The organism is Thalassospira profundimaris, assembly GCF_003326755.1.
Classification (GTDB): Bacteria; Pseudomonadota; Alphaproteobacteria; order Rhodospirillales; family Thalassospiraceae; genus Thalassospira; species Thalassospira profundimaris_B.
In genome coordinates, this window is the sequence record NZ_JPWH01000021.1 from 1 (window position 1) to 24,179 (window position 24,179).

A 24,179-nucleotide genomic window follows, 5' to 3' on the forward strand; every position below is an offset into this window, starting at 1 on the left:
TGATAATTATTTTCTTCAAGAAAATGCACAATTTCTGTCGCACTTTTCCCGGCAAACAAATGATTGTAATGATCAACCGTTGCCTGCGCGTCAAATGCATACCCCCCCGTAATAAATGAAGACAAGCGGGGTTCTGGAAAAAGCCGCAGATCATCAGGCGTCATTGAATTTCTCCATACAGACAGAGAATACAGCATTATAATTGCAGCACCTAAAATGGCGCCTGTGATATAGAAGGTCCATCGCAAGACACGCAGCAATATTTTTTTCATTTACCTACGGCCCTCCGAAGGCCCGCTGCAACACCCGAACCTGATCGAGTGGCGATAATCCATTAAACCAGTCAATTTCGCGCCGAACCGGTTCAATCCTGTCATTGATACCGTTAAGAACTTCCTCGGGCAGAGTTGTCTCCAAGTGCAGGTTAGTCCCCCATCCCGGAGCATGGACATCGGGCTTCGTCAAGGGCAGGCCCATTTCTTGCAAGATCGTATAAACCGTTGCATTGCTGTTATCAGTTCGGTCAATGTCGATCGCATTATAAGTCCGCCCCAGCAAACCTATCCTACGCGCTTGACTTGTAAATTCTTCATCCAGGCCGCAATAATCAGGCCCTTGGGCAATCGTCACCATATGACGCGGTTGTGAACCATTTGTTTTCCATTCCTCATAATCATAGTTTTCCGTGACACCTTCCATCCTGTTGGTCACAAGATTATCGAACGGCCAGTCTATGTCGCCATATTCCTTTGTCGGAGATTCATATTGCTGCGCCAAACCTCTAAGAACGAGGTCCGCATACATCCCGCCTCTAGCGGGTCCTCCACGATAGAGAATAGTCTTGTTGAGATCATGGTAGACAATAAACAAATGGTAGGTCTGGATGTAATCCGACCCCGCAAATTTTCCGACATTGTATGGAGTTGGCATCGCGCCAACATCAATCCTGCAACTTGGACAGTTTCCTGTTTCACAGCCCATAAGGAACCCCTTGCGCTTTGAAAAACAAAAACCTTCCTAATAAATCCCGCCTTCTCGCTTCATGCTGCATTCCTTCCGGATACATTCCATCGGTTGGATATTTCTCCATCACACCAAAATACCCATGCAGCAAGGTAATGATTTTCAAGTCCTCAAGCTCAAAGTCCTTCCAGGGATAGTCGTAAGCGTCATACGTTTCCCACTTAAACGGAATTCCCTGTTCTTCTGCAAACTCACCCATTACCCGGCGGGCATGCTGGCGAGCATAAGCTTCGCGTTCCAGAAGGATCGACTCACTCTTTTGACCAACCGGAATAGTTTCGGCCAGAGCAAAAGAGTGCAGAACACCACCGCTAATTGTAATGATCATAAGTTCTGCTGCACGCCTGCCAAACCAGTTCACAATCTTTCCCGCCTCGTAACGCAAATCACACAGATAATCTCTCAGTACACACGGCTCCCAGAACCGAAAGAAATACCACTGCCCCTTGTCATCCTGCATGCGAGGGAATTTTCGCAAATGCTTCCACACCGTGTCGAACTCGTCACGGCTGCGAATGTAAATACCTGGCTCTTTATGCCACAAATGCAAAGACGTCATCTCGTCAGGCATCTCCGGCACATATGTAAACAAGCGACGGGTAAACCGGTTTTCAGGATCCAGTTCGATAAGATAAGGAGCAGCATTCTTCAATTCATTGGCGGCATTGCCTTTGAACAAACACTGGAAGCGCATCTCGCAACCTTCGATTTCATCGTAACCCCATTGAAGTTTGCTCGTATCCAATACAACATAAGTACGCATAGGCGGGACTGCCCCGACACTACCGTAAAGAGCGACCTCATCTCTGGTTGGCTCCACGGGCCCAAATAGTGGTTCAAATAACAAATCCGGTATATTTTTTTCCGGCCATACGCCAATTTGCCCGCCCAAGGGCTCAATATCTTTAATTTCCTTAATCGTTAGCCAACTTTTGGATGGTTCAGGCGTGTGATCGGCATCAATTGCCAACATAGAACCAAGTTCAACAACATGACCGGGATGAACCGCACGGGCGAGAGGACCTATTTTATGAAGATTGCCGTGACGTGTCAGATATTGGCGAACAGGAAGACACTCCTCCAACCAGAGGATTTTTAGCCCGGCATTTTCAGCATATTCGGCAATACAGGCATTAAAAGTTTCATAGCTGTCAGCCCATACGACGGCCTGACAATAACGCTGTCCTTTATCCCCATTTTGGAGATAACAATCCGCTATCCATGCTTCAAATTCTCCCACAAATACCTTTTCCCTGTCACGCAATCGCCTAAATTCCCAACTAAAGGATGAGACTATGTAAAATCAGACACAATAAAAGATTGCATAAATAAAGATAATCATCAATCTAAAATAGAAAACCTAGGCATAAAAGAACCCGCAGCATCACGGATACACCATTCCTGTTCAAATAATGATGTTGTCGCAATAACAACAAAGGTCGTCCCCCACCCAATTGATCAAAGGCTTTTTCAAGCAGCCAGTTAGATTTATGTGTTCCACATCCTCTATGCAGGCCTTCATGCGCCTGTAATCGTTTCGTTGCCCTTCATCGCGATGATCTTTCCATATCTGACGATCCAGGTCGTCTCGGGTTGAGCACATTGAATGATTATTCAACGTGCCCACAGGCTGGCGGGCCAATCGCAATCATAGAACAAGATTTTGATACAAATTTATATTTTAGATGTCTCGGGTCGCCCCTTGCAAAGATGCGCATCTCTCGATATTGTTATGTTATAACATTTCAATACCGAGAGAGCTTCCCACCATGAACAAACTTCCTGTTACCGTCCTGTCCGGCTTCCTTGGAGCTGGCAAAACCACGGTTTTGAACCATGTCCTGAACAACCGCGACGGCCTGCGGGTGGCCGTGATTGTCAATGACATGAGCGAGGTCAATATCGATGCTGACCTGGTGCGCAATGGCGGGGCCGACCTTTCGCGGCTGGATGAAAAACTGGTGGAAATGAGCAATGGCTGCATTTGCTGCACGCTGCGTGATGACCTGCTGGCCGAGGTGCGCAAGCTGGCCGAAGAAAACCGGTTTGATTACCTGTTAATCGAATCCACCGGCATTTCCGAACCCCTGCCCGTTGCCGCGACCTTTGATTTCCGCGATGCCTATGGGGAATCACTCAGCGATGTGGCCCGCCTTGATACGATGGCAACCGTGGTCGATGCCGCCCGCCTGATCAGCGATTACAGTTCGCACGATTTTTTGCGGGATCGCGGGGAATCCCTAGGGGAGGAAGATGAACGCACCATCGTCAATCTGCTGGTTGATCAGATCGAGTTTGCCGATGTCATCATCCTTAATAAAACCGATCTTGTCAGTATATCAGAACTGGAAACCATCCGTCACATCATCCGCGCCCTGAATCTGGATGCGGAAATCATTGAAACCACGCGCGGGCAAGTCTCGCCGGACAAAATTCTGGCAACCGGCCTGTTCAACTTTGACCGTGCCCATGAACACCCGCTTTGGGCCAAGGAACTGTACGGCTTTGCCAACCATATCCCCGAAACCGAGGAATATGGCATTTCCAGCTTTACCTATCGCTGTGCGATGCCCTTTCATCCGCAACGTTTTTATGACTTTCTCCATTCCGAATGGCCCGGCGTCATTCGTGCCAAAGGCCATTTCTGGATTGCCACCCGTCCCAACTGGGTGGGCGAGCTTAGCCAGGCCGGTGCCGCCGTTCAGCACGAGGCCCTGGGCAACTGGTGGGTATCAGTCCCGCAGGATCGCTGGCCATCCGGCCCGGAATGGGAAAGCATGTTACGGAAAATCTGGCATCCCGTCTTTGGCGACCGCCGCCAGGAAATCGTTTTTATTGGCACCGGCATGAACGAGGCCGCCCTGCGCGCCCGCCTGGATGCCTGCCTGATCGATGATGCCGATCTCCGTCACGCTGTCCGGGCGGCCAATGATGCCGTCAATGCGTATGGCGACCGCTTCAATGCCCGGCCCTTTGCCAGCCTGTCCGATCCTTTTCCAAGATGGGGCACCGCTGCCTGACAATTACGCTCAACAGGGAACCATAAGGCGTTTTCAGCGTTCCGCAGCCAGAACGCTTTGTCATGATATTGCCTGCTATCACCATTATTTCTCCATGATTATAGTGCAACTAATCAATGATACAATTTTAAATGCGCCAAGAGGCTGCCATGTTGAACGCGAAGCAAATTGCCGAAACATTTTTCGACCGGGTTGCCAGCCATGACAATGCGGTCGCAGATCTGTTTGCACCGGACATCCAATGGAACCTGCCCGGCGATAACAGCTATGACCACAACGAACCGGTCGATACAAACAGCGCCCTGTCCGCGCTGTTTCGCCATTTGTGGCCAAATGGTGCCCCTGCCGAAAGCCGGGCATTGGGTACCCGCCTTATGATCAGCGACCGCCAGGTGGCCCTGTTTGGTCAGATCAGCGAAAAATCAAGTGGAACATCGAAACGCAAAATCCACGACGTTGCCTTTCATCTGATCATTGAAAACGGGGCCATTCGTCATTTGCACATGTATGAAGATGTGCTGGCCGCCATCGTTGCCTTTGACCTGATGGATCACGGCCCGGCCATCGCGGCGGAATAAGGCCTGCTGACAAGGAAAACGCCTTGCCGGGAAGATGATAAATTTTTGATCTGTCGGGCAAATTATGCCCTATAATCAACAGCGATCCGGCTTTTCCGGGTCGCTGTTTGCATATTGGCCCAACAGCACCAAAGGGTCCCGCGCCCCAAAACGGCAAGGCAACATCCCATGAATAACGGTTCCTTTTCGCCCAATCACCGCACCCGCTTTTTTGCCCTGATTGCCTTTCTGGTGCTGTGCCTGATCATTTCCACGGCCTCGGCCGCCGTCACCTCAACCAGTGTCAAGGACTGGTATCCCACCCTGGCAAAACCGTTTTTCACCCCGCCCAACTGGCTATTTGGCCCGGCCTGGAGCCTCATTTACGCCCTGATTGCCATTTCCGGCTGGCGGGTCTGGTGCAAAACCGGGTTGCTGGCCCAAACCGGTGGCCGGCGCATATTCATCATTTATGGCGCACAACTGACCCTTAATCTGTTCTGGTCTTTCCTGTTTTTTGGGGCGGAATCGCCGCTGGCCGGGCTGATCGACATTGTGCCGCTTCTGGCCCTGATCATTGCCAATATCGTGGTTTTTGCCCGGGTGGATCGCATTGCGTCATGGATGATGGTGCCTTATGCCCTGTGGGTTGGGTATGCCACCCTGCTGAATGCCGCAATCTGGTGGATGAACGGATAAAACCGGTTTTCCGGCGGAAAACGGCGGAAAAACGGTTGCGCATCAAGGGCAAATTTCCTAGGTCCGGACAAGGTCGAATGACGGTTCACATTCGGCCCCCGTCCAAACGTGCAAAATTGCCGAGGCCCCATGACCGACTCCAGCCATTTCCACAACATCCCCGAGACCGCCAAAGAAGTTCACCTGCTGCGCTATCCCGACGGGATGCCCAAGCGCGACGATTTCGCCATTGTCGATGTCCCTGTTCTCAAGCCGCTTGACGGTGAAGTACTGATCGAAAATACATGGATGTCGGTTGATCCCTATATGCGCGGCCGCATGACACAGCGCAAAAGCTATATTCCGCCCTTTGCCCTTAATGCGCCGCTGGAAGGCCATGCCGTAGGCCGGGTCATTGCCTCGCGCGACAGCCGCTTTGTCGAGGGCGACCTTGTCACCTCCATGACAGGTTGGCGCAGCCATGCTTTGCTGGAACGCGATTATGTCCACCCGCTGCCCGATGCGCCCGATATTCCCGAACAGGCCTTTTTGGGGCCACTTGGCATGCCCGGCATGACGGCCTGGATTGGCCTTAACAAAATCGCCCAATACCAGCCCGGCGAAACGGTGTTTGTTTCGGCTGCGGCCGGGGCCGTCGGCTCGGTGGTGTGCCAACTGGCAAAGGCCAAAAACTGCTACGTTATCGGCAGTACCGGCAGCCCGGACAAGGCACGCTGGCTCAAGGACAAACTGGGTGTGGATGCGGTCATCAATTACCGCGACACCGACGATCTGTCCGCCGCTTTGGGCCAGGCGGCACCGGACGGCATTGATGTGTATTACGAAAATGTGGGTGGCGCCCATCTTGAGGCCGCGCTGGACCACATCAATGTCAATGGCCGCATTGCCGTTTGCGGCATGATTTCAATGTATAATGACCGCAGCAAAACGCCGGGTCCGTCCAACCTGTTTCGCCTGACCACCCAGCGCGCCCGGATGGAAGGGTTCATTGTTTCCGACCACTGGACATCCTATCCCGATTTTGTCCGCGAAGGCATTGATCTGGTCCGCGCCGGATCGCTGACCTGGCAGGAAACCGTGTTTGAGGGCCTGGATAAAGCCCCCGATGCCTTTATTGGCCTGTTTGACGGTAAAAATACCGGCAAAATGCTGGTCAAACTGACGGGCTGACCACACATCATAACAGGCAGCTTAAGCCGCAAAACAGCCAGGGCGTCCGTATCGGGCATTTAACCAGCCGTTTCGGGCGCCCCGTGTTGCACATGAACTGCCAGACATTTTTGACCGGTTTTACCTTCGGAAATGACAGCCGCAGCCGCAGCCGCAACGATATGTCATGCGACACGAAAGACACCGCTGTTCTTCTGACTAAATCAAGCAAGACCTTTCGGGTCGGAACCTGTTCATCAGACTTTCCCGCCCTTATGGTCCTCAAGAAGAGCCGCGGCCCCGCGGATCAGCAACATGAGTTTTTTACGCCACCAGTCCTTTGGGCTGGCGTCGGTCACGGCACTTATCACAGAAACATAGGCAGCGGTTCGATCATCCGAGCCCGGTTGCCATGACGTACGAAGACGTTCGCCCAGTGTACCGTCGGCCTGATCAAGACTCAGGCGTTCGCGCATCGACGCACTGTCCCCTGTCATATCCATCACGCTATCCATGATCAATGCCGCATCCTCGATGCGGAATCCCTGTGCCTCGAGGTGACGGCATGACCGGGCGAAGGCACGGATGCCTGCGGGTGGCGTTTTTTCCATCGTGCGTATGGCTTCGGCCAGGCCGGGATTGCGGCTGTACAAATCCCATACCGCTTCGGCGGCAGCATGAATGTAATCGCGCCAGTCCCGTGTTTCACGTTCCCAGTCAAGCGTTGCGATTGCCCGGTCAGCCGCGGCAAAAACAATGTCATCGCGCCCCGTGACATGACGATAAAGCGATGAATGATCAACGCCCAGGCGCTGCGCAATGGTTTTGACCGTTGCCGCCTGCAAACCGATTTCAAGTGCGGCATCGGCAATATCCTCGCGCGAAATGCGTGCGGGCCTGCCTACCGGGTTCGGACGATCAGATTTCATTGCCATGCGCTGTATCATTCAGGTTGCCTGCTGGATCCGCCTTACGACTGATATGCCAGTTTGCAGCCTCGCGCCAGTGTCGCCATAATTTTGCATAGATGCCATCCTTGCCAACCAGATCGTCATGGACACCGCGTTCAACGATTCTACCCTCATCAAGAACCAGAATTTCGTCGGCAGCCTGAACAGTCGAGAGCTTGTGTGCCACAACGATCAGTGTCTTGTGCGCGACAAGGGCGGCAAGTGCGGCCTGCAGGGCTTTTTCGTTGGTTGGATCAATTGCGGCGGTTGCCTCGTCAAGCAGGACGATCGGGGCATCTTTGAGGATGGCACGTGCAATAGAAATGCGCTGGCGCTGCCCGCCCGAGAGGGATGCCCCTCCCTCGCCCACACGGGTCTGATAGCCGTTTGGCAGATCCGTGATAAATGCGTGTGCCTGGGCAGCACGGGCCGCATCTTCAACCTCCTCGCGCGTGGCATCCTGGCAACCAAAGGCGATATTGTCGAAAATCGTGCCCGAAAACAGATAAACATCCTGAAAAACCACGGTAATAAGGCTGGCGAGCCGTTCGGGCGACATTTGCCTGATATCGACACCGCCAATCAGGATGGCACCGCCATCAATGTCCCAAAAACGCGGGATAAGGTTCAGGATCGTGCTTTTGCCTGCCCCCGATGGCCCGACAATTGCCGTCATAGTCCGTTCGGGAACCCTAAAGGACAGGGAGTCCACCACTGCCCTGTCACGATATCCGAAACGAACATTATCAAACGCAATATCAAATCCCCCGGGTTCCCGGGGTCTTGAGGCTTCGGGCAGACGCGGCGCGCTTAGAATGCGATCTATCCGCGTCAGGGACGCATCCGCCATCCGCGTATTTTCCATCACGGCAAGCAAACCAAGAAGCGGGCTATAGGTGGCATAGATCAGCATACAGGCCGTAATGGCAGTTGCGGCATCAATCTCGCCCCCCAGCCACCGCCAGCCAGCGGCAAAAAGAACAAGCGGGACACCCAGCATCAGGATCATGCCAAAACAGACAAGCGGCAACGTCAATTGCATCACCATGCGAACCGAGAGATTGCGGAACGTTTCGAGTGCGGCCTTAAAATCTTCCGCGCCCTTGCCAACCCGGTTAAAGGCACGGATCACGGCAATGCCCTGCACAAATTCAATCATGCGTGCAGCGGCTGCCGCCTGCATGTCCTGGCGCCGGATTCCAAGTTTCGCCAGATGCCGGCTGGCCTTGAGATACACCGGAATCGCAATGACAATCGAGGCAAGCGCGGCCAATGCCACGATACCGTCCTGAAAAGCCAGAAATACCAGAATGGCGACGGGCATACCGAGGGCCTCGGCAATACGTGGCAAGCCGTCCGACATGAAGTTTTCCACGCTCTGCATGTCCGAGGTCAGCATCGTTACCGTATCACCACGATTGCGTGACAAATGAAACCCCAGCGGCAACTGTCTTAACCGGTCCAGCATGGACAGGCGCAATTGCCCGCCAAGGTCAAAGGCCGCCATCCAGGTTGTTTTTGCCGCCAGATAGCTAAATGCGATCTGCCCAACAAGGGATAATGCCGCCAGTGCCGTGATCTGAAGGGCCCAGCCTGTGTCCGGGGTAAAATCGTCCCACATAAGGTCTGTGACAAGTTTGATCGACGTCCCGAACCCCAGCCCCAGGCAAAATGACTGGGCAAATCGAAAGGCAATGCCTTTGACGATCTGGCTTCGCAAGGGGCCTGCAAGGGCCCATAACCGTTTCAGGCTTTGAATATCGGAACGGATTTCATGACCATCGGCGTCCATACCGGTCATCGTGCTTTCACTATTTGTCATGGTCAGGCCCCTGTTTCCGGTTGTTGCAAGTCCTCTATGGTGCGCAGGCCGGTTTTGCGCGCGCTCAGAAAATCATTCCAAAGTCGTGCATACAGGCCGCCGTTTTTGACCAGGTCGTCATGCTGGCCTGTTTCCACAATCCGCCCATTTTCAACGGTGACGATCAGGTCGGCCTCGCGGATTGTATTCAGGCGATGGGCGACCAGAATCAGGGTTCGTCCGGCCGCGAGGGATTCGATGGCGGCCTGAATGGCGGCTTCATTGTCCGGATCGGCAAAGGCGGTCGCCTCGTCAAGGACAATGACCGGCGCGTCCTTCAGGATTGCGCGGGCAATCGCAATACGCTGGCGTTCACCGCCGGATAATTTGCGGCCCAGATCACCAAGCCGTGTTTCATATCCGTCCGGAAGGGCCATAATAAATTCATGGGCGCATGCCGCCTTTGCGGCCTTCTGCACGTCGGCGTCTGTCGCATCTGGTTTGCCAAAGCGTATATTGTTGGCGATTGTGTCGGTAAACAGAATGGTATCCTGAAACACAAACGCCACAGTATCCATAAGCTGGCTGATGGCGATCTCGCGTATATCCTGGCCCCCAATGGCAATACGGCCCGAACCGACATCAAAGAAACGGGGGATCAGGCTTGCAATCGTGCTTTTGCCCGACCCTGAAGGGCCGACCAGGGCGGTGACTGTGCCTTCCTGTGCCGTGAAGGATATGCCATGCAGCACATCATGGTGATCATAACCGAAATGAACAGTGTCAAAAGTGACGTCATACCGGTCCAGATGGCGGGTCTTGCCGCTATCGGTTTGCGTCGGGGCGGCGAGAACCCCGGCAACAAGCGAGGAGCCCATGCTGATATGGGCCAATTCATGAAACAGATTGAAAAGTTTTAACAGCGGGCGGCTGTAATTGGCGCCAAGGATGATAAAAAAGACGAGCGTCGCCATATTCAGAGACCCCGCCGTGATAAGAAACGCCCCGACGGGGACAATGAACACGATGTTTGAAAGCACCAGACTGAAAAACGCGCCGGCAAATGGCAAATAAGCCGCCGACATTTTCTTTTCGACAGCGGTATAGGCGGCAACGGCATCGCTGGCCTCGCGAAAACGCTCGCCGGCGCGATTGAAGATCTTCACCACCGGCATACCTGCAATATATTCGACAATCGCGGCATTCATCCGCTGGCTGGTGGTCTGGTATTCGTGGGCAAAGCGTCCGCCTTTTTTCATGGCAAACACAAGAAGGGCAAAAGAAAGCGGGGTGATGACGGTGGCTGCCAGGGCCATGCGCCAGTCAACGGCGAACAGCCAGATCGATACCGCAAGCCAGGTTGAAACGGCACTGATGCCTTCCGGGGTGCCGTGGGCGACGACCAGCTCCAGTTTTTCGGGGTCGTCAATCACCAGTTTTTTGGCATCCCCGCTGCTGCGGTCGGCAAAATAACCCAGCGGCAACCGCGCAAGATGCCGGGAAACCGACAGCCTCAACTGATAGATCGCGCCAAATGCAACAAGATGCGCCATCATGGTTGCCGTTCCCATGACAATATATCCCAGCACGACCGCAGCAAGGGCAAGCCCGGCCTGCATTAAAAGGCCGGTTGCGGTCAGGCTGTTGTCAATCACCCCGCCAATAAAGACGGTAATGATGTAAACGGGTACCAGCTCAAGAATAACCGCGATCGTGGCCAACACAACCGCCAGCAGCAATTTCAGCCTTTGCCCGGCAAGATACGGCCAGATCAGGCGCAGACTTGCCAGATAGTCGGGTTTTTCGCCACTGCTTTCCCTGGTTTTCCCCGTTGCGGAATTATCCTCAAGCGTGCAATCCGCCGCTGTCATGCCATGACCTCCCGTTCTGTGAAGTAAGATGCCCGAAATGCGCAACACTTCTGCTTTATCGCAATTGAGAGTCACTTTCAAATAATTTGCAACATAATGTTTCAAATTAGGACATGACAATATTGATCGGACCCCGAATTCTCAGGTTGTGTGTACTGTGATCCCCTGGTATCGAGCCAGACAGGAAGGCTGAAAAGATGCCCGATAGATCGCAGATGACGTTACGGAATCAAGAAACCATCCGGTGCGGAACAGATGGTTTTCACGCAAGGAACGCCAGAGGCAATGGATACCGACATCTCCCCGAGATGCCATGTCATGGTGGCAACGTTGTACATTCAGTCACAACGACGTCGCTTGCCAGAAGACCCGCCAAAATGAAACAGAATGCACCTGATTTAAAGGCAAAGGCCTTCAAAGCACCCTTTGCATCCCATCAGGGCGCATCATCCTCTGCCGCCAGCGAACCGGTATTGGGCAGGCCCAACCGGCCAATTGAGGGCACACGAATGGCGGGGCGGTTAAAGTCGATGCCAAAATTCAGGCCAAGAAGATTGAGCTCCAGCCCCTCTTCCAGCCCGGCAGTAAAGCCCAGCATCCCATAAAGGTTGGCCTGCACCCCCGTACCGGACGGTGACAAACCTACCGGATTGGTAATGGGCCGGTAATCCTTGCCAATCGCATTGGCGGGCATATCAAGGTCCAGCGCGGGCACCTCGCGACCGATATGGGCGATAAAGGTATTGCTGTTGGGGCCGGGATAGCTGCGATATTCCTGCGGGTAAGGGTAGGTTTTGACTGCCTTTTGCACATCATCAATAATGGAATCCACGCCTTCGCCGCGCAAATCGAGCAGAATTTCCGGTTCCGCCCCGAACCACAAACCATCGGGCACGGCATAATTGGTGCGCACCACATTGCCACCGCCCCAGCCCACCACGTCATAGCGGGTAAAGGTCGTCTCCCCGCTATGTTTGACGATAATCCAGGTATGCACGGCAAAATAGCCCCGCCAGCTATAGGTGGAGGCGGCATAAACCTGGACAATTGCGGTATCGGCATTGGCAACCGGGTCGGGCGCGATTCCGGCGGAATGGCGTGGTGCGGTGCGCCAGGTTTCATTGGCTTTCTGCCCCGGCGGATTTTCCGCCAGGCTAATCCCGAAAGGCAATATCAACACCAGGATCAGGCCCAGCACCACCGTTGTTCTGCGTTTCAAATAACTCGTCCCTGTTCAAAGCAGGTCAACACACAGCATGGTCCACCATGCCGCACGCGCCCCGCGCAAGTGGGTCAAAGAACGATGATTGCCCGGTTCCGGCAATAATCAACTTCACACCATTTCCTTTATACGGCGAATATAGGCGAAACAGACCATGCGAAATCACGGCCAGGCGGCAAAGCTGGTATCATCGCGGATCTGCCCGGCACGTTTTTGCCGCCGCCATGCGCCGGGCGCCAGCCCCAAATAGCGTTTAAAAAACCGGTTAAAATAGGCCGGATCGCGAAACCCCAGGCCATACGCCACCTGTGCCACCGCCTGGGGGGATTGTTCCAGGCGCAGGCAGGCCTCGTGCAACACCCGGTCATGGATCAATTGCAGGGGCGGCTTGCCCGTTGCCCGCACAGTTGCCAGCGCCAGCCGCCTTTCGCTCGTCCCCAGTGCGCGGGCGTAGTCACCCACATTCCAGTGATCGCGAAAATGAATTTCCAGCACCTGCAAAAACCGGTGCAGCGTGACGGAACCCCCGTCAGGACGTGCGCCGTCATGCTGGCCCCGTGTCATCCAGCCCTCGGCAAGGCGGGCCAAAATCGCCAGCAGGGCGATCAGCTGGGCCGCCAAAACCGTTTCGCCCATATGCCGGTTGGCCCGGATCTCGGCTGCCATCACACCACAAATCAGACGGGCCTGTTCAAAATCCTGCTGATGATCCGCCAGATGAAGGCCATGCACCGTATCGGCAACAAAGCGCAGCCCCCGATGATGCCCGGTACCCTGCCCGGCGTGATCGGGTAAAAAATGCCCGCCCAGGCTTTTGGCCACCACATCATCGGGCATGGACATCACATATCCCCGTGCCCCGGCCTCAATCTCGCACACACGCCCCTCGCCTGCTGGCAGCCAGATCAGGGCGGGCCCGGCAAGCCGGATGGCACCATGCCGCAGGCTGATTTGCGCCATGCCATTTTCCAGCAACACGGCATGGCAGCACGCATGTTGCCCCGCTCCGTCCAGCCCCCATTTGCGCGATGACAGGGCCGGTTCAAAACGGTCCATCCGGGCACGGATTTTATCCATCGCACCGTCCCTGTGCAGGGTGATTTTGTGTGTGCTGTTGTGGCCGGTTTTTCCGCCGTATCCCGCACCAGACATGCCTTTTTCGCCCTTAAACATAACCATTTGAAACTGGTTAAATTATGCAATTTTTTGTTTAAAAAGGTCAATTTGCATGTCTTTACATTGCAGGTAATCGACGGCCTACTGGCAATAGAAAACGCAACAGCAGATTGCGATACCCATAACCACCAGGCCCCGGCCTGCACCAGCGAGGATCACGTTTCCATGTATGACATCAACCTGTTGATCAACAATACCGACAACCCCGCCAGCCAGAACCGCACCTTTACGCGTAAAAACCCGATCACGGGCGAGATTGCGACCAAGGCCGCCGCCGCCAGCAAGGAAGACGCCATTCGCGCCGCCGATGCCGCCGCCAGCGCCTTTCCGGCATGGTCCAAAACCGGGCCGGGCGCGCGCCGGGCGATTTTGCAAAAGGCTGCCGACATTATGGAAAGCAAGGGCGAGGAATTTGGCCGCCGCGTGCTGGTCGAAACCGGCAGCACCGCCATGTGGGGCGGCTTTAACGCCCATCTGGCGGCCAATATGCTGCGCGAAGCCGCCGCCATGACCACGCAAATCACCGGTGATGTGATCCCGTCTGACGTGCCGGGCAGCTTTGCAATGGGCATTCGCCAGCCAGCCGGGGTGGTGTTGGGCATTGCGCCGTGGAACGCACCGGTGATTTTGGGCACACGCGCCATCGCCATGCCGCTTGCTTGTGGAAACACGGTAATCCTGAAAGCGTCCGAGCTTTGCCCCGCCATCCATCATTTGATTGGCGACTGCCTGCGCGAGGCCGGTGCCCCCGAAGGTGTGGTTAATGTCATTACCAACGCGCCCGAAGATGCGCCTGAAATTGTTGAAACGCTGATTGCGCATCCCGCCATTCGCCGCATCAATTTCACCGGCTCCACCCGTGTTGGTCGCATCATTGCCGAACTGGCGGCCCGCCACCTCAAACCGGTTTTGCTGGAACTGGGCGGCAAAGCCCCGTTTTTGGTGCTTGATGACGCCGATCTGGACGAAGCCGTCAATGCCGCCGCCTTTGGCGCCTATATGAATCAGGGGCAAATTTGCATGTCAACAGAACGCCTGATTGTTGATAATGCCATTGGCGATGATTTTGCCGCCAAACTGGCCGCCAAGGCCAAAACCCTGACCGCAGGCGACCCGGCAGAAGGCAAACATATCTTAGGCGGTGTTGTGACGGCCGAGGCAACCCGCCGTATCGAGGAACTGGTTGAGGATGCCGTCGCCAAGGGGGCAAAGCTGATTGCGGGTTCCGGCAAGGCCAATGGAGCATTGATGGATGCCACCCTGCTGGATCATGTCACATCATCGATGCGGATTTACCGCGAGGAAAGTTTTGGTCCGGTGGTGTGCATCATCCGGGCGCAAGGTGACGATGAAGCCATCCGCATCGCCAATGACAGCGAATATGGCTTGTCCTCCGCCGTCTTTTCGCAAAACATCACCCGGGCAATGGATGTCGCCCGCCAGATCGAAAGTGGCATTTGCCACATCAATGGCCCGACCGTGCATGACGAAGCACAAATGCCGTTTGGCGGTGTCAAAGCCAGTGGCTATGGCCGGTTTGGCAGCAAGGCCGCAATTGACGAATTCACCGAAACCCGCTGGATCACGATCCAGCACGGCAAGCGCCATTACCCATTTTAGAAATAAGATTTCAAATATAGCAATATAAGCCACCGGCCCGCCGCATTCTCCCGGCGGGCCAGTGCTGTTTTGCCAACAGTTTCACTATTGTGCCCGCCGCGCGGTTTGCACCACCACCTCCAGCGCACTGGAAAAACGCGAGCGGTCCTTTTGCGTAAAACCGGCATTGCGGCCCTGCTCGCCGGTGACTTCGCGCATATGGGCGGCAATTTCACGCCCGGCCAGGGCATTGGCAATATTGGCCTCGGTAAAGGCCTTGCCGGTGGGGCCCAACACATGTGCGCCAATTTCCAGCCCGCGTGACGCCAGCGGAATATCGGCCGTGATGATAATATCATTGGCCTGCGCGTTTTCGGCAATCCAGTTATCGGCCGCATCAGGCTCTGGCGGCACAAAAACCGATTTGATCAACGGGTTGCGCGATGGGCGAATACCCCCGTTCGAGACCAGAAACATTTGCATCTGGTGGCGTTCGGCCACCCGTTCGCATTCGGCCTTTACCGGGCAGGCATCGGCATCGACAAACAGGCGGGGCGGTTGTTTTTGCGGGTTTAACTGTTCTTCTGTCATGGCGTGATCATCGCGTGCGATGCGCCAAAGTCAAGCAGAGGATACAGGCTTGGCAACCATGCTTTCTTCTTCCGGCGGTGCATCACTAATCAGAAGCAGCGCCAAACCACCCAAAGCAACAAACAGCGCCGAAACCGCCACCGTGGTATGATAGGAAGAGTAACTCGCCACCAGGCCCATCAGCAAATTGCCGCATAATCCGCCGACAAAAAGCGTACTGACATAATAGCTGGTCGCCATACCGGGGCGGTTGCGGGCAAAATTTTGCACAAAGGTCATGCCAATGGCGGCAAACACCCCATAATAAAGCCCGTCCAGCGCCCCCAAAACCAGCACATGCCATAAATACTGCGCCTGATAAATCAGGCCATAAAACATAACCCCACAAAAGGCCGCAACCATCAGCCCCCGGCGTTCGCCGATCCGCTGAATGATCGCGACCGAGGCATAAATCGCCCCGACCTCGACAAAGCATTTCATCGTTAGCTCGAACCCCGCGGCAGACGGGGCCAGGCCGAGCGATGCGGTAAAATAAAGTGGCATCACGGTTAAAAACACCACATGCCCGGTGGAGATCAGAAAAACCGGAATACAGGCCACCAGCAACGCCCGGTTCATTTTCGGGATCATCTCGCCCGTATGCGTACCTGCATGATGGGTTTTGAAATGCGCAGGCACCACCAACAGGCAAAATACCAGCCAGACCACCCCCAAAATGGCGATGGCAAAATAAATGAAGGTAAAACCAAACGCGTCATAAACCGATAGCGAGACAGCCGGGCCCACCATCCAGCCCAGCGAGGTTTGCATCCGTAACAGCGAATTGAATTTTTTGACATTCCGGCCCGTCTGTTCGGCAAACAGGCGACCGAAGGAATACACAACCGATAACGCCCCGGACCCCACCCCGATCAGGATCGAGCCAATAAGCGCATAAACCCAGTAAACCTGAAACGTGCCGATCACCACCATCCCGGCGACAAAACAGAAAATGCTGGACAATAATAGCCAGCGTACCGGTACCCCCCGATCAATCGCGTGGCCGTAATAACGGTTGGTCAGCAGTGTTACCACCACCTTGATAATCGCCGCCACGCTGATTTTCCAGGGGGCTTCGCCCAAACCATCAACAACAAACAACCCGCCCAACGGGGCCGAGGTCGAGGATGAAAAGGCGCCGAGCAACACAACACCAAGTACGAGAAACGGATACCGGTCCAGAAAGGCCATCGCCCCTGACAGGACCGGTTTTGTTGCATCTGTTTGTGTCGCCACCATATCCCGCCCCTGTTTCTGCCCGATCAAACGTTACAATCAGTTTTAGAAACAAAGGGTTCTTTGGAATACCGGTAAAACACCCCAAACGGGAATTGTCACATTTCGGAAATAAGGCTGCCTACGGAAAGTTACCCCGCCAGCCCACCAACAAAACTCGCCAGTTCCGGGGTTTTGGGGCTGGCAAAAACATGTTCGGGATTGCCGCTTTCATGAATGCGGCCCTGGTGCATGAAAACCAGACTATCGCACACTTCGCGGGCAAAGCGCATTTCGTGAGTCACCATCACCAGCGTCATGCCTTCTTCGGCCAGTTGGCGCACAACAGCCAAAACCTCGTTGACCAGTTCGGGGTCAAGGGCAGACGTCACCTCGTCACACAGCAACACCCGCGGTTTCATCGCCAGCGCCCGGGCAATGGCAACACGCTGCTGCTGCCCGCCCGAAAGCTGGTCGGGATAATGCATCATCTTGTCCGAAAGGCCGACCTTTGCCAGCATTTCCTCGGCGATTTTACGCGCTTCGCCCTTGGACTGTTTTTTCACCACCTGGGGCGAAAGCATGACATTTTCCAGCGCGGTATAGTGCGGAAACAGGTTGAACTGCTGAAACACCATGCCGACATTCAGGCGCAGTTGCAAAAGGTCGGTGTCATGGTCGCCCACCTTTTTGCCCGCCACCATGATGGTGCCGTCATCAATGGTTTCAAGGCCGTTAATCGTGCGCAACAGCGTGCTTTTGCCCGACCCGCTTTTGCCAATCAGGGCGATCACCTGCCCTTCATCGATTTTCAGATCAATGCCTTTCAGGACCTGTAACGCGCCAAAGCTTTTGTGAATGGCATGAAGCTCAACGAGTGACATGGCGGAACTTTCCTTCAAGGTGGCGGGCATAAAGCGACAGGGGATAACAGATCAGAAAATATAAAACGGCGACACAGCCATATACGGTGAAGGGCGCGTAGGTGGCATTGGTGATCATGGTGCCGGCCTTGGTCAGTTCGACAAAACCGATGATCGAGGTCACAGCCGTGCCCTTGACCACCTGCACGGAAAACCCCACCGTGGGCGGCACGGCAATACGCAGTGCCTGGGGCAAAATGACATAGAGCATCTGCTGGGTGAAATTCATCCCCAGCGCGGTCGAGGCCTCCCACTGCCCCTTTGCGACCGATTCAACACAGCCGCGCCAGATTTCGGTTAAAAACGCGCTGGTAAACAGCGTTAACCCGAATGTCGCCGCAATCCAGGGCGACACATCCAGCCCCAGCAATGGCAAGCCAAAGAAAACGATGAATAACTGCATCAGAAGCGGGGTTCCCTGAAACAGCTCGACATAGCCGCGCACAAAACGCACCGCCCAGCGATTGCCCGCTGTCCGCACCAAAAGCAGCGCCAGACCGACAATACTGCCCAGCACAAAAGCCAGGATGGAGAGAAGAACCGTCCAGCGTGCGGCCAAAAGCAGGTTATGGACAATGTCCCATAGGGTAAATTCAGGCATGGTTCCGCCGTTCAAACAGGAAGTTGCCAAAGACTTTGAGGATCTGGCGCAGCAGGATCGACATCACGAGATAAAGGCCCGTGGTCACGAAATAGACCTCGAAGGCGCGGAAATTCATGCCCTGGATGTAATTGGCGGCAAAGGTCAGTTCCTCGGCCGCGATTTGCGAACAGACCGACGAACCCAGCATCACAATCACCACCTGGCTGGACAGGGCGGGCCAGATTTTTTTCAGGGCCGGGCGAATGATAATATAGCGAAAAATCTGCACCCGGTTCATCGCCAGGCTTTGGGCGGCCTCGATCTGCCCCGCCGGGATTGCCTGAATACCGGCGCGGACAATTTCGGTTGAATAAGCCCCCAGATTAACCACCATCGCCAGGGCAGCGGCCTGAAATTCGCTTAATTTTATGCCCAGTGCGGGCAAACCGAAAAAGATGAAAAACAATTGCACCAGAAAGGGGGTATTGCGGATCAGCTCAACATAGACCCCGACAAGCTGGCTGATCACCGGGGTGCGGGCCGTGCGCGCCCACGCCCCCAAAATGCCCAGCCCAACCCCGGCCACGGCGCCAATGGCTGCCAGTTCGGTGGTCAGGACCACCCCGTCCAGCAGCAATTTCCAGTGCGGAAGAATTGCGCCAAAATCAAATTGATAAGCCATTGAAACGCCGTCACCTGGTTGTCATTCACCGCTCGGATCAAAACTTCTCGGGCAACGGATTACCCAGCCACTGTTCGGAAATGGCATTCAAACGGCCATCCTTGAGCGAAGCGGCAATGATTTCATTGACCTTGGCTTTCAGTTCCGGCTCGTCCTTGTTCAGGCCGACATAACAGGGCGAATTTTTGATCAGGAATTTCGGTTCGGGTTTACGCGGCGGGTTGCGTTTGATGATGGCTGCTGCGGTGACGTTGCCCGTGGCAATGACTTCCACCTGGCCCGACAAAAACGCGGAAATGGTGGCGTTATTGTCTTCATAGCGTTTGATATCGACATCTTTGGGGGCAATTTTTTGCAGTTCCATATCTTCAATGGTGGCGCGCGTCACCCCCAGGGTATGGCCGCTCAAATCCGCCGGACCTTTGATGGTAATGTCAGCCGGGCCAAAAACGCCATTGTAAAACGGGGCATACGGGTCGGTAAAATCAATCACCTTTTCGCGGTCGGGGTTTTTGCCCAGGGTGGAAATCACCAGGTCAACCTTGCCCGTGGTCAGGTAGGGAATGCGGTTATTGGTCGTGACCGGCACCATTTCCAGCTTCACGCCCAGATCATGGGCAATCAGCTTTGCCATATCAATATCATAGCCCTGCGGCTGCATATCCGTCCCAACCGTGCCAAACGGCGGAAAATCCTGCGGCACGGCAATTTTAATGACACCCGCATCCTTGATCGCCTCAAGCGCACCCTTTGCCGATGCCCCCGCCAGCGGGGCTGCCATCATTGCCATCGTGGCAATGGCAACTTTCAGGAACTTTTTCATCTGCCTCTCCGATTTTTAACTGGTGAATGTTTATTTTTTAACCATACTTAATAGGTGCATATTTTTTATGCTAATGTCTACGCAAAATTTTGAACCATCCCCAGTTTTCCTGGGAATTTTGTAAAATCATTTGAAAAACAAGGGAAAATTTACTTCATTGAAGTCACAAACTGGTCAGACCAGATGCGGGAAAAAGAATGAGCAAACACCAGCGCGCCCCCGAACGTGCCGTACGGGACATCAGAAAACTGATCAAAACCAGACAATTGCAACACGGAGACTCGTTACCGTCACAACGCATCCTTGCCGAAGACCTCGCCATCAGCCGGGCCAGCCTGCGCGAGGCCCTGGCAACACTTCAGGCCATCGGGCTGGTCAAAATCGAGGCCGGAAAAGGGGTGTATGTTTCGGACCCGCAAAAGGACGCGCCACGGGATGCGCAATCAACACGCCATGCCGCACAGGTTTATCAATTTCGCCTGGCAATCGAACCTTATGTTGCCGGGCTGGCCGCACAGGCCCGAAGCAACGTGCATTTGAACGCAATGCAGGAAAGCATTGAAGAAATGCGCCAGGCCCTGCTGGAAGATGACCTGCTTCATGCGGCAAACGCCGACACGGCGTTTCACAATATTCTGCTACAGGCGGCTGACAACCCGCTTTTTGCCAGGGCCATGCACCCGACGGCCCAAAGCATCCATGAAAACCAGATGCTGCCCTTTGCCAATGCCGCCGCGATTGAGGCCCCCTTGCAGGAACACCAGCAGGTTTTGCGTTTTGTGCGCGAACGCAACCCGTCGCGCGCCCGCGATGCCATGCACTTTCATGTGCTTAGCGCGGCGACCCGGGCCAATATCGCCTTTCTGCGCCCCTAAAGCGCTTTGCCTTTAAGCCATTTGCGCCACAAACAGCCAGGAAGACGGCACAGAATGGCACAAGCCCAAATACAACAATCCCCGCACAGTTGCCCATGCGGGGATTGTCATTTCAGCACCCTCGCAAACGAGGGCAAACCGAATTAGGCAGCGGACAGATCGTCAGCCGAAACGCGACCCGAACGGGAGTCGGTGCGCAGTTCGTAGTTGATCTTGTCGCCTTCCTGCGGGTGACGCAGGCCAGCGCGTTCAACAGCACTGATGTGCAGGAATACGTCGTTTCCGCCTTCGTCCGGCTGAATGAAGCCAAAGCCTTTGGTTGCGTTGAACCATTTAACGGTACCAGTTGCCATTTTAGTCTCTCCTATGAGTATATGTTGGCACAAACTGTCAGACAAAACCCCGCGTGGGTTCCATCCATCTTCCCGGAAATCAACCTAGGCGACCGAGCGCCGCGGGCGATTTCCTGTTTTTGACCGGCCTTGATCAGAGGTGCTACGCGCCCCCTTTGCCGGACCGGAATTTCTTGAATTGCGATTGGGGCGACCTGCATCTGCCGTCGCGCCGCTTTTACCCGTCGCGCCAGATTTTTCAGATGTTGATTTGCCCAAAAACGCAACGCTGGAGGCAATGCGGTTCTGATCGGCACTCTCGCCAACCGAACGGTTATTGCCACTATTGCGATTGCCCCGCTGCGCATTGCCGCGCACGGCCCCGCCATTGCCACCATGATTGCCATCACGACGGGTGGTGCGCGCCGGTGCGCCATCACGGCTGTCGCGCGCCACAAACCCTGCCTTTACTGGCTGACTGGCACGATCATCACCGTTCTGCGCGGCGCCATTGCTGCGGGTTTGTCCATCGGCAGCCGCTTTGCGGCCCCCTTTGTAACGGCCCTGCCCCGGCTTTGCCGCCTCGGCGGGCTGATTGCCCGAACGGTCATTGTGATGGCCCGCCGCACGACGGTTGCCTGTATCGCCCCGCCCCTTTCCTGGCGCAGAACGACCGGACTTGCCACCATTTGCCGCATTGCCACCGCGCGACCCGCGCCGCGCCCCTTGCGCCGGGCGATTGGCGGCGGCTTCGGCTTCGCTTTTGGCGGCAGCCTCGGCATCGCGACGGTCAATCACGGGGATGGACTGGCGGGTGGTGCGCTCAATATCGCGCAAAAGCCCGCGTTCATCATCGGCGCAAAAGGCAATGGCCTGGCCTGCCGCCCCACCGCGCGCCGTCCGGCCAATGCGATGCACATAGCTTTCCGGCACGTTAGGCAGCTCAAAATTAACCACATGGGTCACGCCATCAACGTCAATGCCGCGTGCGGCAATATCGGTTGCGACCAGCACCTGTACCTGCCCGTCCTTGAAAGCGGCCAGGGCACGTTCGCGCTGGTTCTGGCTTTTATTGCCATGAATGGCCGATGCACTGATTTTATTGGCTTCAAGGTGTTTTGCCACCCGGTCCGCCCCGCGTTTGGTACGGGTGAAAACCAGGGTGCGCACAAAGGCCGGGTTATCCAGCAGTTCCGCCAGAAGTGCGCGCTTGCGCGAGGCCTCGATCAGATAAACCGACTGATCCACCCGCTCTGCCGTGGTGGCAACCGGGGTGACGGAAACCTTGACCGGATCATGCAGCATGTCCCCGGCCAACTGACCGATCTGGGATGGCATGGTGGCCGAAAAAAACAGGTTCTGGCGCTTTTTCGGCAGCATTTTAACGATGCGACGGATCGGCGGCAAAAAGCCGAGATCCAGCATATGATCCGCCTCGTCAAGCACGACAACTTCCACCTGGGAAAGATTGACCTTGCCCGCATCAACATGATCAAGCAAACGGCCCGGCGTGGCCACCAGCACATCGACACCCGGCGTCAACGCCTTGATCTGCGGCCCGTGGGCCACACCCCCAACAACTACGGCAACACTGGTTTTGGTAAAACGGCCATAGGCGCGGAAGCTCTCGCCGATCTGGGCGGCAAGTTCGCGCGTCGGGGCCAGCACCAGAACACGACAATGGCGCGGTGCGGTCCGTTTATCGGATTTGGAAAGACGGTCAAGGGTAGGCAATGCAAAAGCAGCAGTCTTGCCGGTACCGGTCTGGGCAATACCCAGAAGATCTTTACCTTCCAGCAGGGAAGGAATCGCCTGGGCCTGAATGGGCGTCGGCGTAGCGTAACCTTCGTGCGTTAAAGCGCGAAGTACGGGCTCGGCCAAGCCGAGATCCGAAAACTGGGTCAAATAAATAGTTCTCTTGGGTTTGCGGCAGCAGACAAAGGGAATCGGCCCTTGATATGTTTCTTAAGACAGGTCTGCGCCTTGCATCTCTTCCGAATTACCCGCGTAGCAGGGCAAATCCATGCTGTTCTTCCGTAACCGCTCGACAGGCCGGAACAGGCTAACGTTCCCTCTACGCTACTGGAGCAATCAAATGACGCCCGTAAGATGCGCAGAGTTTTCCCCGAATGTCAAACGGGATATTTTCGTTTTCCCTCAAAGCCTTCGTCATAAAGCTGCCAAACTTAGTGTTTTGCGTCTAAAAAGACATTGCTCCTGTGCCACTCGATAAATTCCGTTTTGGGCACAAAACGATCGGGCAAAATCAACTCTGCCCCGTCAAATTTGCTGAAATACAACTTCGCAGCTTCACCACCTAATTGCACCAAACGACGGCTGAGCACGATACACAACTGATGATCAAGCGACCAAAAGCCAAGATCAAATGCTTTATCGTGAATAGAACACAATGAAATGCCGTTATCAGGCCGCAAACGTAAATGAGGCATCTGACTCCACGGAATAATGTGCGAAGCAACAAGCAACTCTGGAATGTTAAGCGCACAAACGCCGCAGCGATGCCGATAACCCGCCAAAACAGCAGTCCGAAAAAATGGCTGCCCAATACGCGTTTTGCGCTTCGCAACCGATTCAGTCATTTTAGGCATTTGGCCCGAAAATGGCACCGCGCCTTCGCTAAACTCATCTCGCCCAGCAACATCTTGACTGATTATCGCTTCATTGTCGCGATGGGCGAGCAAACTCTCTAGAGAGAGTTGCGCTCGCACAACTGTATTTTCAGTATCGGCGATAAATGATTCCATAATTTGGCGATCTGCCTTGCTGGCACCCGATAATCCCTTACCATTCATCGCTGGATCAAGACTCGCAAAATTGCACAGCTTCATAGCAAGCGAACTCGGCGTTCGATCTAAGAGCTTGGCAATCTCTATGATTCGGGGTTGATGTTGATGAAATTGGCCGAACTCCAACTCAAAATAGATATTTAGAGCAACCAAAAGTTCTGATTCGCTCCAGCGTCGCCCAGCCATTTAACACCAACCCTTCTCCATCGATCTTGATATTAGAGCCAAAACCGAAAAACTTT

Annotated in this window: 23 protein-coding genes; 6 read left to right on the forward strand and 17 right to left on the reverse strand. The window is 54.8% G+C overall.

All coding sequences use genetic code 11. The annotated features are described in order from the left end of the window. The 3 genes from TH25_RS24800 to TH25_RS19040 form a co-directional block, all read right to left on the reverse strand. Positions 1-272, reverse strand: a 272-nt coding sequence (locus tag TH25_RS24800; RefSeq protein ID WP_147253049.1) for a hypothetical protein, incomplete at its 3' end; no start/stop codon positions are given. A gap of 4 nt (positions 273-276) precedes the next feature. After that, the gene (locus TH25_RS19035) at positions 277-981 is read right to left on the reverse strand and encodes a hypothetical protein (protein ID WP_147253050.1); all 705 of its coding nucleotides are present in this window, start codon (positions 979-981) and stop codon (positions 277-279) included. Beyond that, positions 971-2,287, reverse strand: coding sequence for a DUF4123 domain-containing protein (locus TH25_RS19040; RefSeq protein ID WP_147253051.1), 1,317 nt, complete (start codon positions 2,285-2,287; stop codon positions 971-973). Before TH25_RS19040 ends, TH25_RS19035 begins: the two co-directional genes overlap by 11 nt. A gap of 505 nt (positions 2,288-2,792) precedes the next feature. Here TH25_RS19040 and zigA point away from each other — a divergent pair. From zigA to TH25_RS19060, 4 genes are all read left to right on the forward strand, one after another. Continuing rightward, positions 2,793-4,043 carry a zinc metallochaperone GTPase ZigA gene (gene zigA, locus TH25_RS19045; protein ID WP_114089887.1) on the forward strand — a complete coding sequence of 417 codons (1,251 nt, stop codon included), beginning with the start codon at positions 2,793-2,795 and terminating at the stop codon, positions 4,041-4,043. A 149-nt stretch (positions 4,044-4,192) separates the two neighbouring features. Next, complete coding sequence (locus TH25_RS19050) at positions 4,193-4,621, forward strand: nuclear transport factor 2 family protein (RefSeq protein ID WP_114089888.1); 429 nt, start codon at positions 4,193-4,195, stop codon at positions 4,619-4,621. 168 nt (positions 4,622-4,789) lie between these two features. Further along, on the forward strand, positions 4,790-5,299 hold the full coding sequence (locus tag TH25_RS19055; protein ID WP_114089889.1) for a TspO/MBR family protein: 510 nt from the start codon (positions 4,790-4,792) through the stop codon (positions 5,297-5,299). Positions 5,300-5,428: 129 nt separating this feature from the next. Then, entirely contained in the window at positions 5,429-6,469 is a 1,041-nt protein-coding gene (locus TH25_RS19060; RefSeq protein ID WP_114089890.1) for an NADP-dependent oxidoreductase, read from the forward strand. A gap of 236 nt (positions 6,470-6,705) precedes the next feature. On the opposite strand, the gene TH25_RS19065 is transcribed toward TH25_RS19060, so the two are convergent. From TH25_RS19065 to TH25_RS19085, 5 genes are all read right to left on the reverse strand, one after another. Next, positions 6,706-7,383, reverse strand: coding sequence for a TetR/AcrR family transcriptional regulator (locus TH25_RS19065; protein WP_181847714.1), 678 nt, complete (start codon positions 7,381-7,383; stop codon positions 6,706-6,708). Beyond that, entirely contained in the window at positions 7,367-9,220 is a 1,854-nt protein-coding gene (locus TH25_RS19070) for an ABC transporter ATP-binding protein (protein ID WP_220151459.1), read from the reverse strand. Before TH25_RS19070 ends, TH25_RS19065 begins: the two co-directional genes overlap by 17 nt. 2 nt (positions 9,221-9,222) lie before the next feature. Then, the gene (locus tag TH25_RS19075) at positions 9,223-11,070 is read right to left on the reverse strand and encodes an ABC transporter ATP-binding protein (RefSeq protein WP_114089892.1); all 1,848 of its coding nucleotides are present in this window, start codon (positions 11,068-11,070) and stop codon (positions 9,223-9,225) included. A 436-nt stretch (positions 11,071-11,506) separates the two neighbouring features. Then, positions 11,507-12,289, reverse strand: coding sequence for a DUF3750 domain-containing protein (locus tag TH25_RS19080; protein WP_114089893.1), 783 nt, complete (start codon positions 12,287-12,289; stop codon positions 11,507-11,509). A 165-nt stretch (positions 12,290-12,454) separates the two neighbouring features. Beyond that, positions 12,455-13,444, reverse strand: coding sequence for a helix-turn-helix domain-containing protein (locus TH25_RS19085; protein WP_181847716.1), 990 nt, complete (start codon positions 13,442-13,444; stop codon positions 12,455-12,457). Positions 13,445-13,633: 189 nt separating this feature from the next. Here TH25_RS19085 and TH25_RS19090 point away from each other — a divergent pair, with 189 nt between their 5' ends. Then, positions 13,634-15,088: an aldehyde dehydrogenase gene (locus TH25_RS19090; protein WP_114089948.1), complete on the forward strand. Its 1,455-nt coding sequence runs from the start codon at positions 13,634-13,636 to the stop codon at positions 15,086-15,088. An 84-nt stretch (positions 15,089-15,172) separates the two neighbouring features. On the opposite strand, the gene TH25_RS19095 is transcribed toward TH25_RS19090, so the two are convergent. The 6 genes from TH25_RS19095 to TH25_RS19120 all read right to left on the reverse strand — a co-directional run bounded on the left by TH25_RS19095 (position 15,173) and on the right by TH25_RS19120 (position 19,923). Then, complete coding sequence (locus TH25_RS19095; RefSeq protein ID WP_114089895.1) at positions 15,173-15,658, reverse strand: YaiI/YqxD family protein; 486 nt, start codon at positions 15,656-15,658, stop codon at positions 15,173-15,175. A gap of 30 nt (positions 15,659-15,688) precedes the next feature. Further along, entirely contained in the window at positions 15,689-16,936 is a 1,248-nt protein-coding gene (locus tag TH25_RS19100; RefSeq protein ID WP_114089896.1) for an MFS transporter, read from the reverse strand. A 128-nt stretch (positions 16,937-17,064) separates the two neighbouring features. After that, entirely contained in the window at positions 17,065-17,796 is a 732-nt protein-coding gene (locus tag TH25_RS19105) for an amino acid ABC transporter ATP-binding protein (protein ID WP_114089897.1), read from the reverse strand. Next, positions 17,783-18,436: an amino acid ABC transporter permease gene (locus tag TH25_RS19110; protein WP_114089898.1), complete on the reverse strand. Its 654-nt coding sequence runs from the start codon at positions 18,434-18,436 to the stop codon at positions 17,783-17,785. Before TH25_RS19110 ends, TH25_RS19105 begins: the two co-directional genes overlap by 14 nt. Beyond that, positions 18,429-19,100 carry an amino acid ABC transporter permease gene (locus tag TH25_RS19115; RefSeq protein WP_114089899.1) on the reverse strand — a complete coding sequence of 224 codons (672 nt, stop codon included), beginning with the start codon at positions 19,098-19,100 and terminating at the stop codon, positions 18,429-18,431. The genes TH25_RS19110 and TH25_RS19115 overlap by 8 nt, the downstream gene beginning before the upstream one ends. Before the next feature lie 37 nt (positions 19,101-19,137). Beyond that, positions 19,138-19,923: a transporter substrate-binding domain-containing protein gene (locus TH25_RS19120; RefSeq protein WP_114089900.1), complete on the reverse strand. Its 786-nt coding sequence runs from the start codon at positions 19,921-19,923 to the stop codon at positions 19,138-19,140. Positions 19,924-20,120: 197 nt separating this feature from the next. Here TH25_RS19120 and TH25_RS19125 point away from each other — a divergent pair, with 197 nt between their 5' ends. Continuing rightward, positions 20,121-20,798 carry a FadR/GntR family transcriptional regulator gene (locus TH25_RS19125; protein ID WP_114089901.1) on the forward strand — a complete coding sequence of 226 codons (678 nt, stop codon included), beginning with the start codon at positions 20,121-20,123 and terminating at the stop codon, positions 20,796-20,798. A gap of 143 nt (positions 20,799-20,941) precedes the next feature. Here TH25_RS19125 and TH25_RS19130 read toward each other — a convergent pair whose 3' ends face one another. The 3 genes from TH25_RS19130 to TH25_RS19140 form a co-directional block, all read right to left on the reverse strand. Then, positions 20,942-21,151, reverse strand: coding sequence for a cold-shock protein (locus tag TH25_RS19130; RefSeq protein ID WP_114089902.1), 210 nt, complete (start codon positions 21,149-21,151; stop codon positions 20,942-20,944). Positions 21,152-21,235: 84 nt separating this feature from the next. After that, the gene (locus TH25_RS19135; RefSeq protein ID WP_258549227.1) at positions 21,236-23,011 is read right to left on the reverse strand and encodes a DEAD/DEAH box helicase; all 1,776 of its coding nucleotides are present in this window, start codon (positions 23,009-23,011) and stop codon (positions 21,236-21,238) included. A gap of 305 nt (positions 23,012-23,316) precedes the next feature. Then, complete coding sequence (locus TH25_RS19140; RefSeq protein WP_114089903.1) at positions 23,317-24,123, reverse strand: HNH endonuclease; 807 nt, start codon at positions 24,121-24,123, stop codon at positions 23,317-23,319. Between the last annotated feature and the right edge of the window lie 56 nt (positions 24,124-24,179).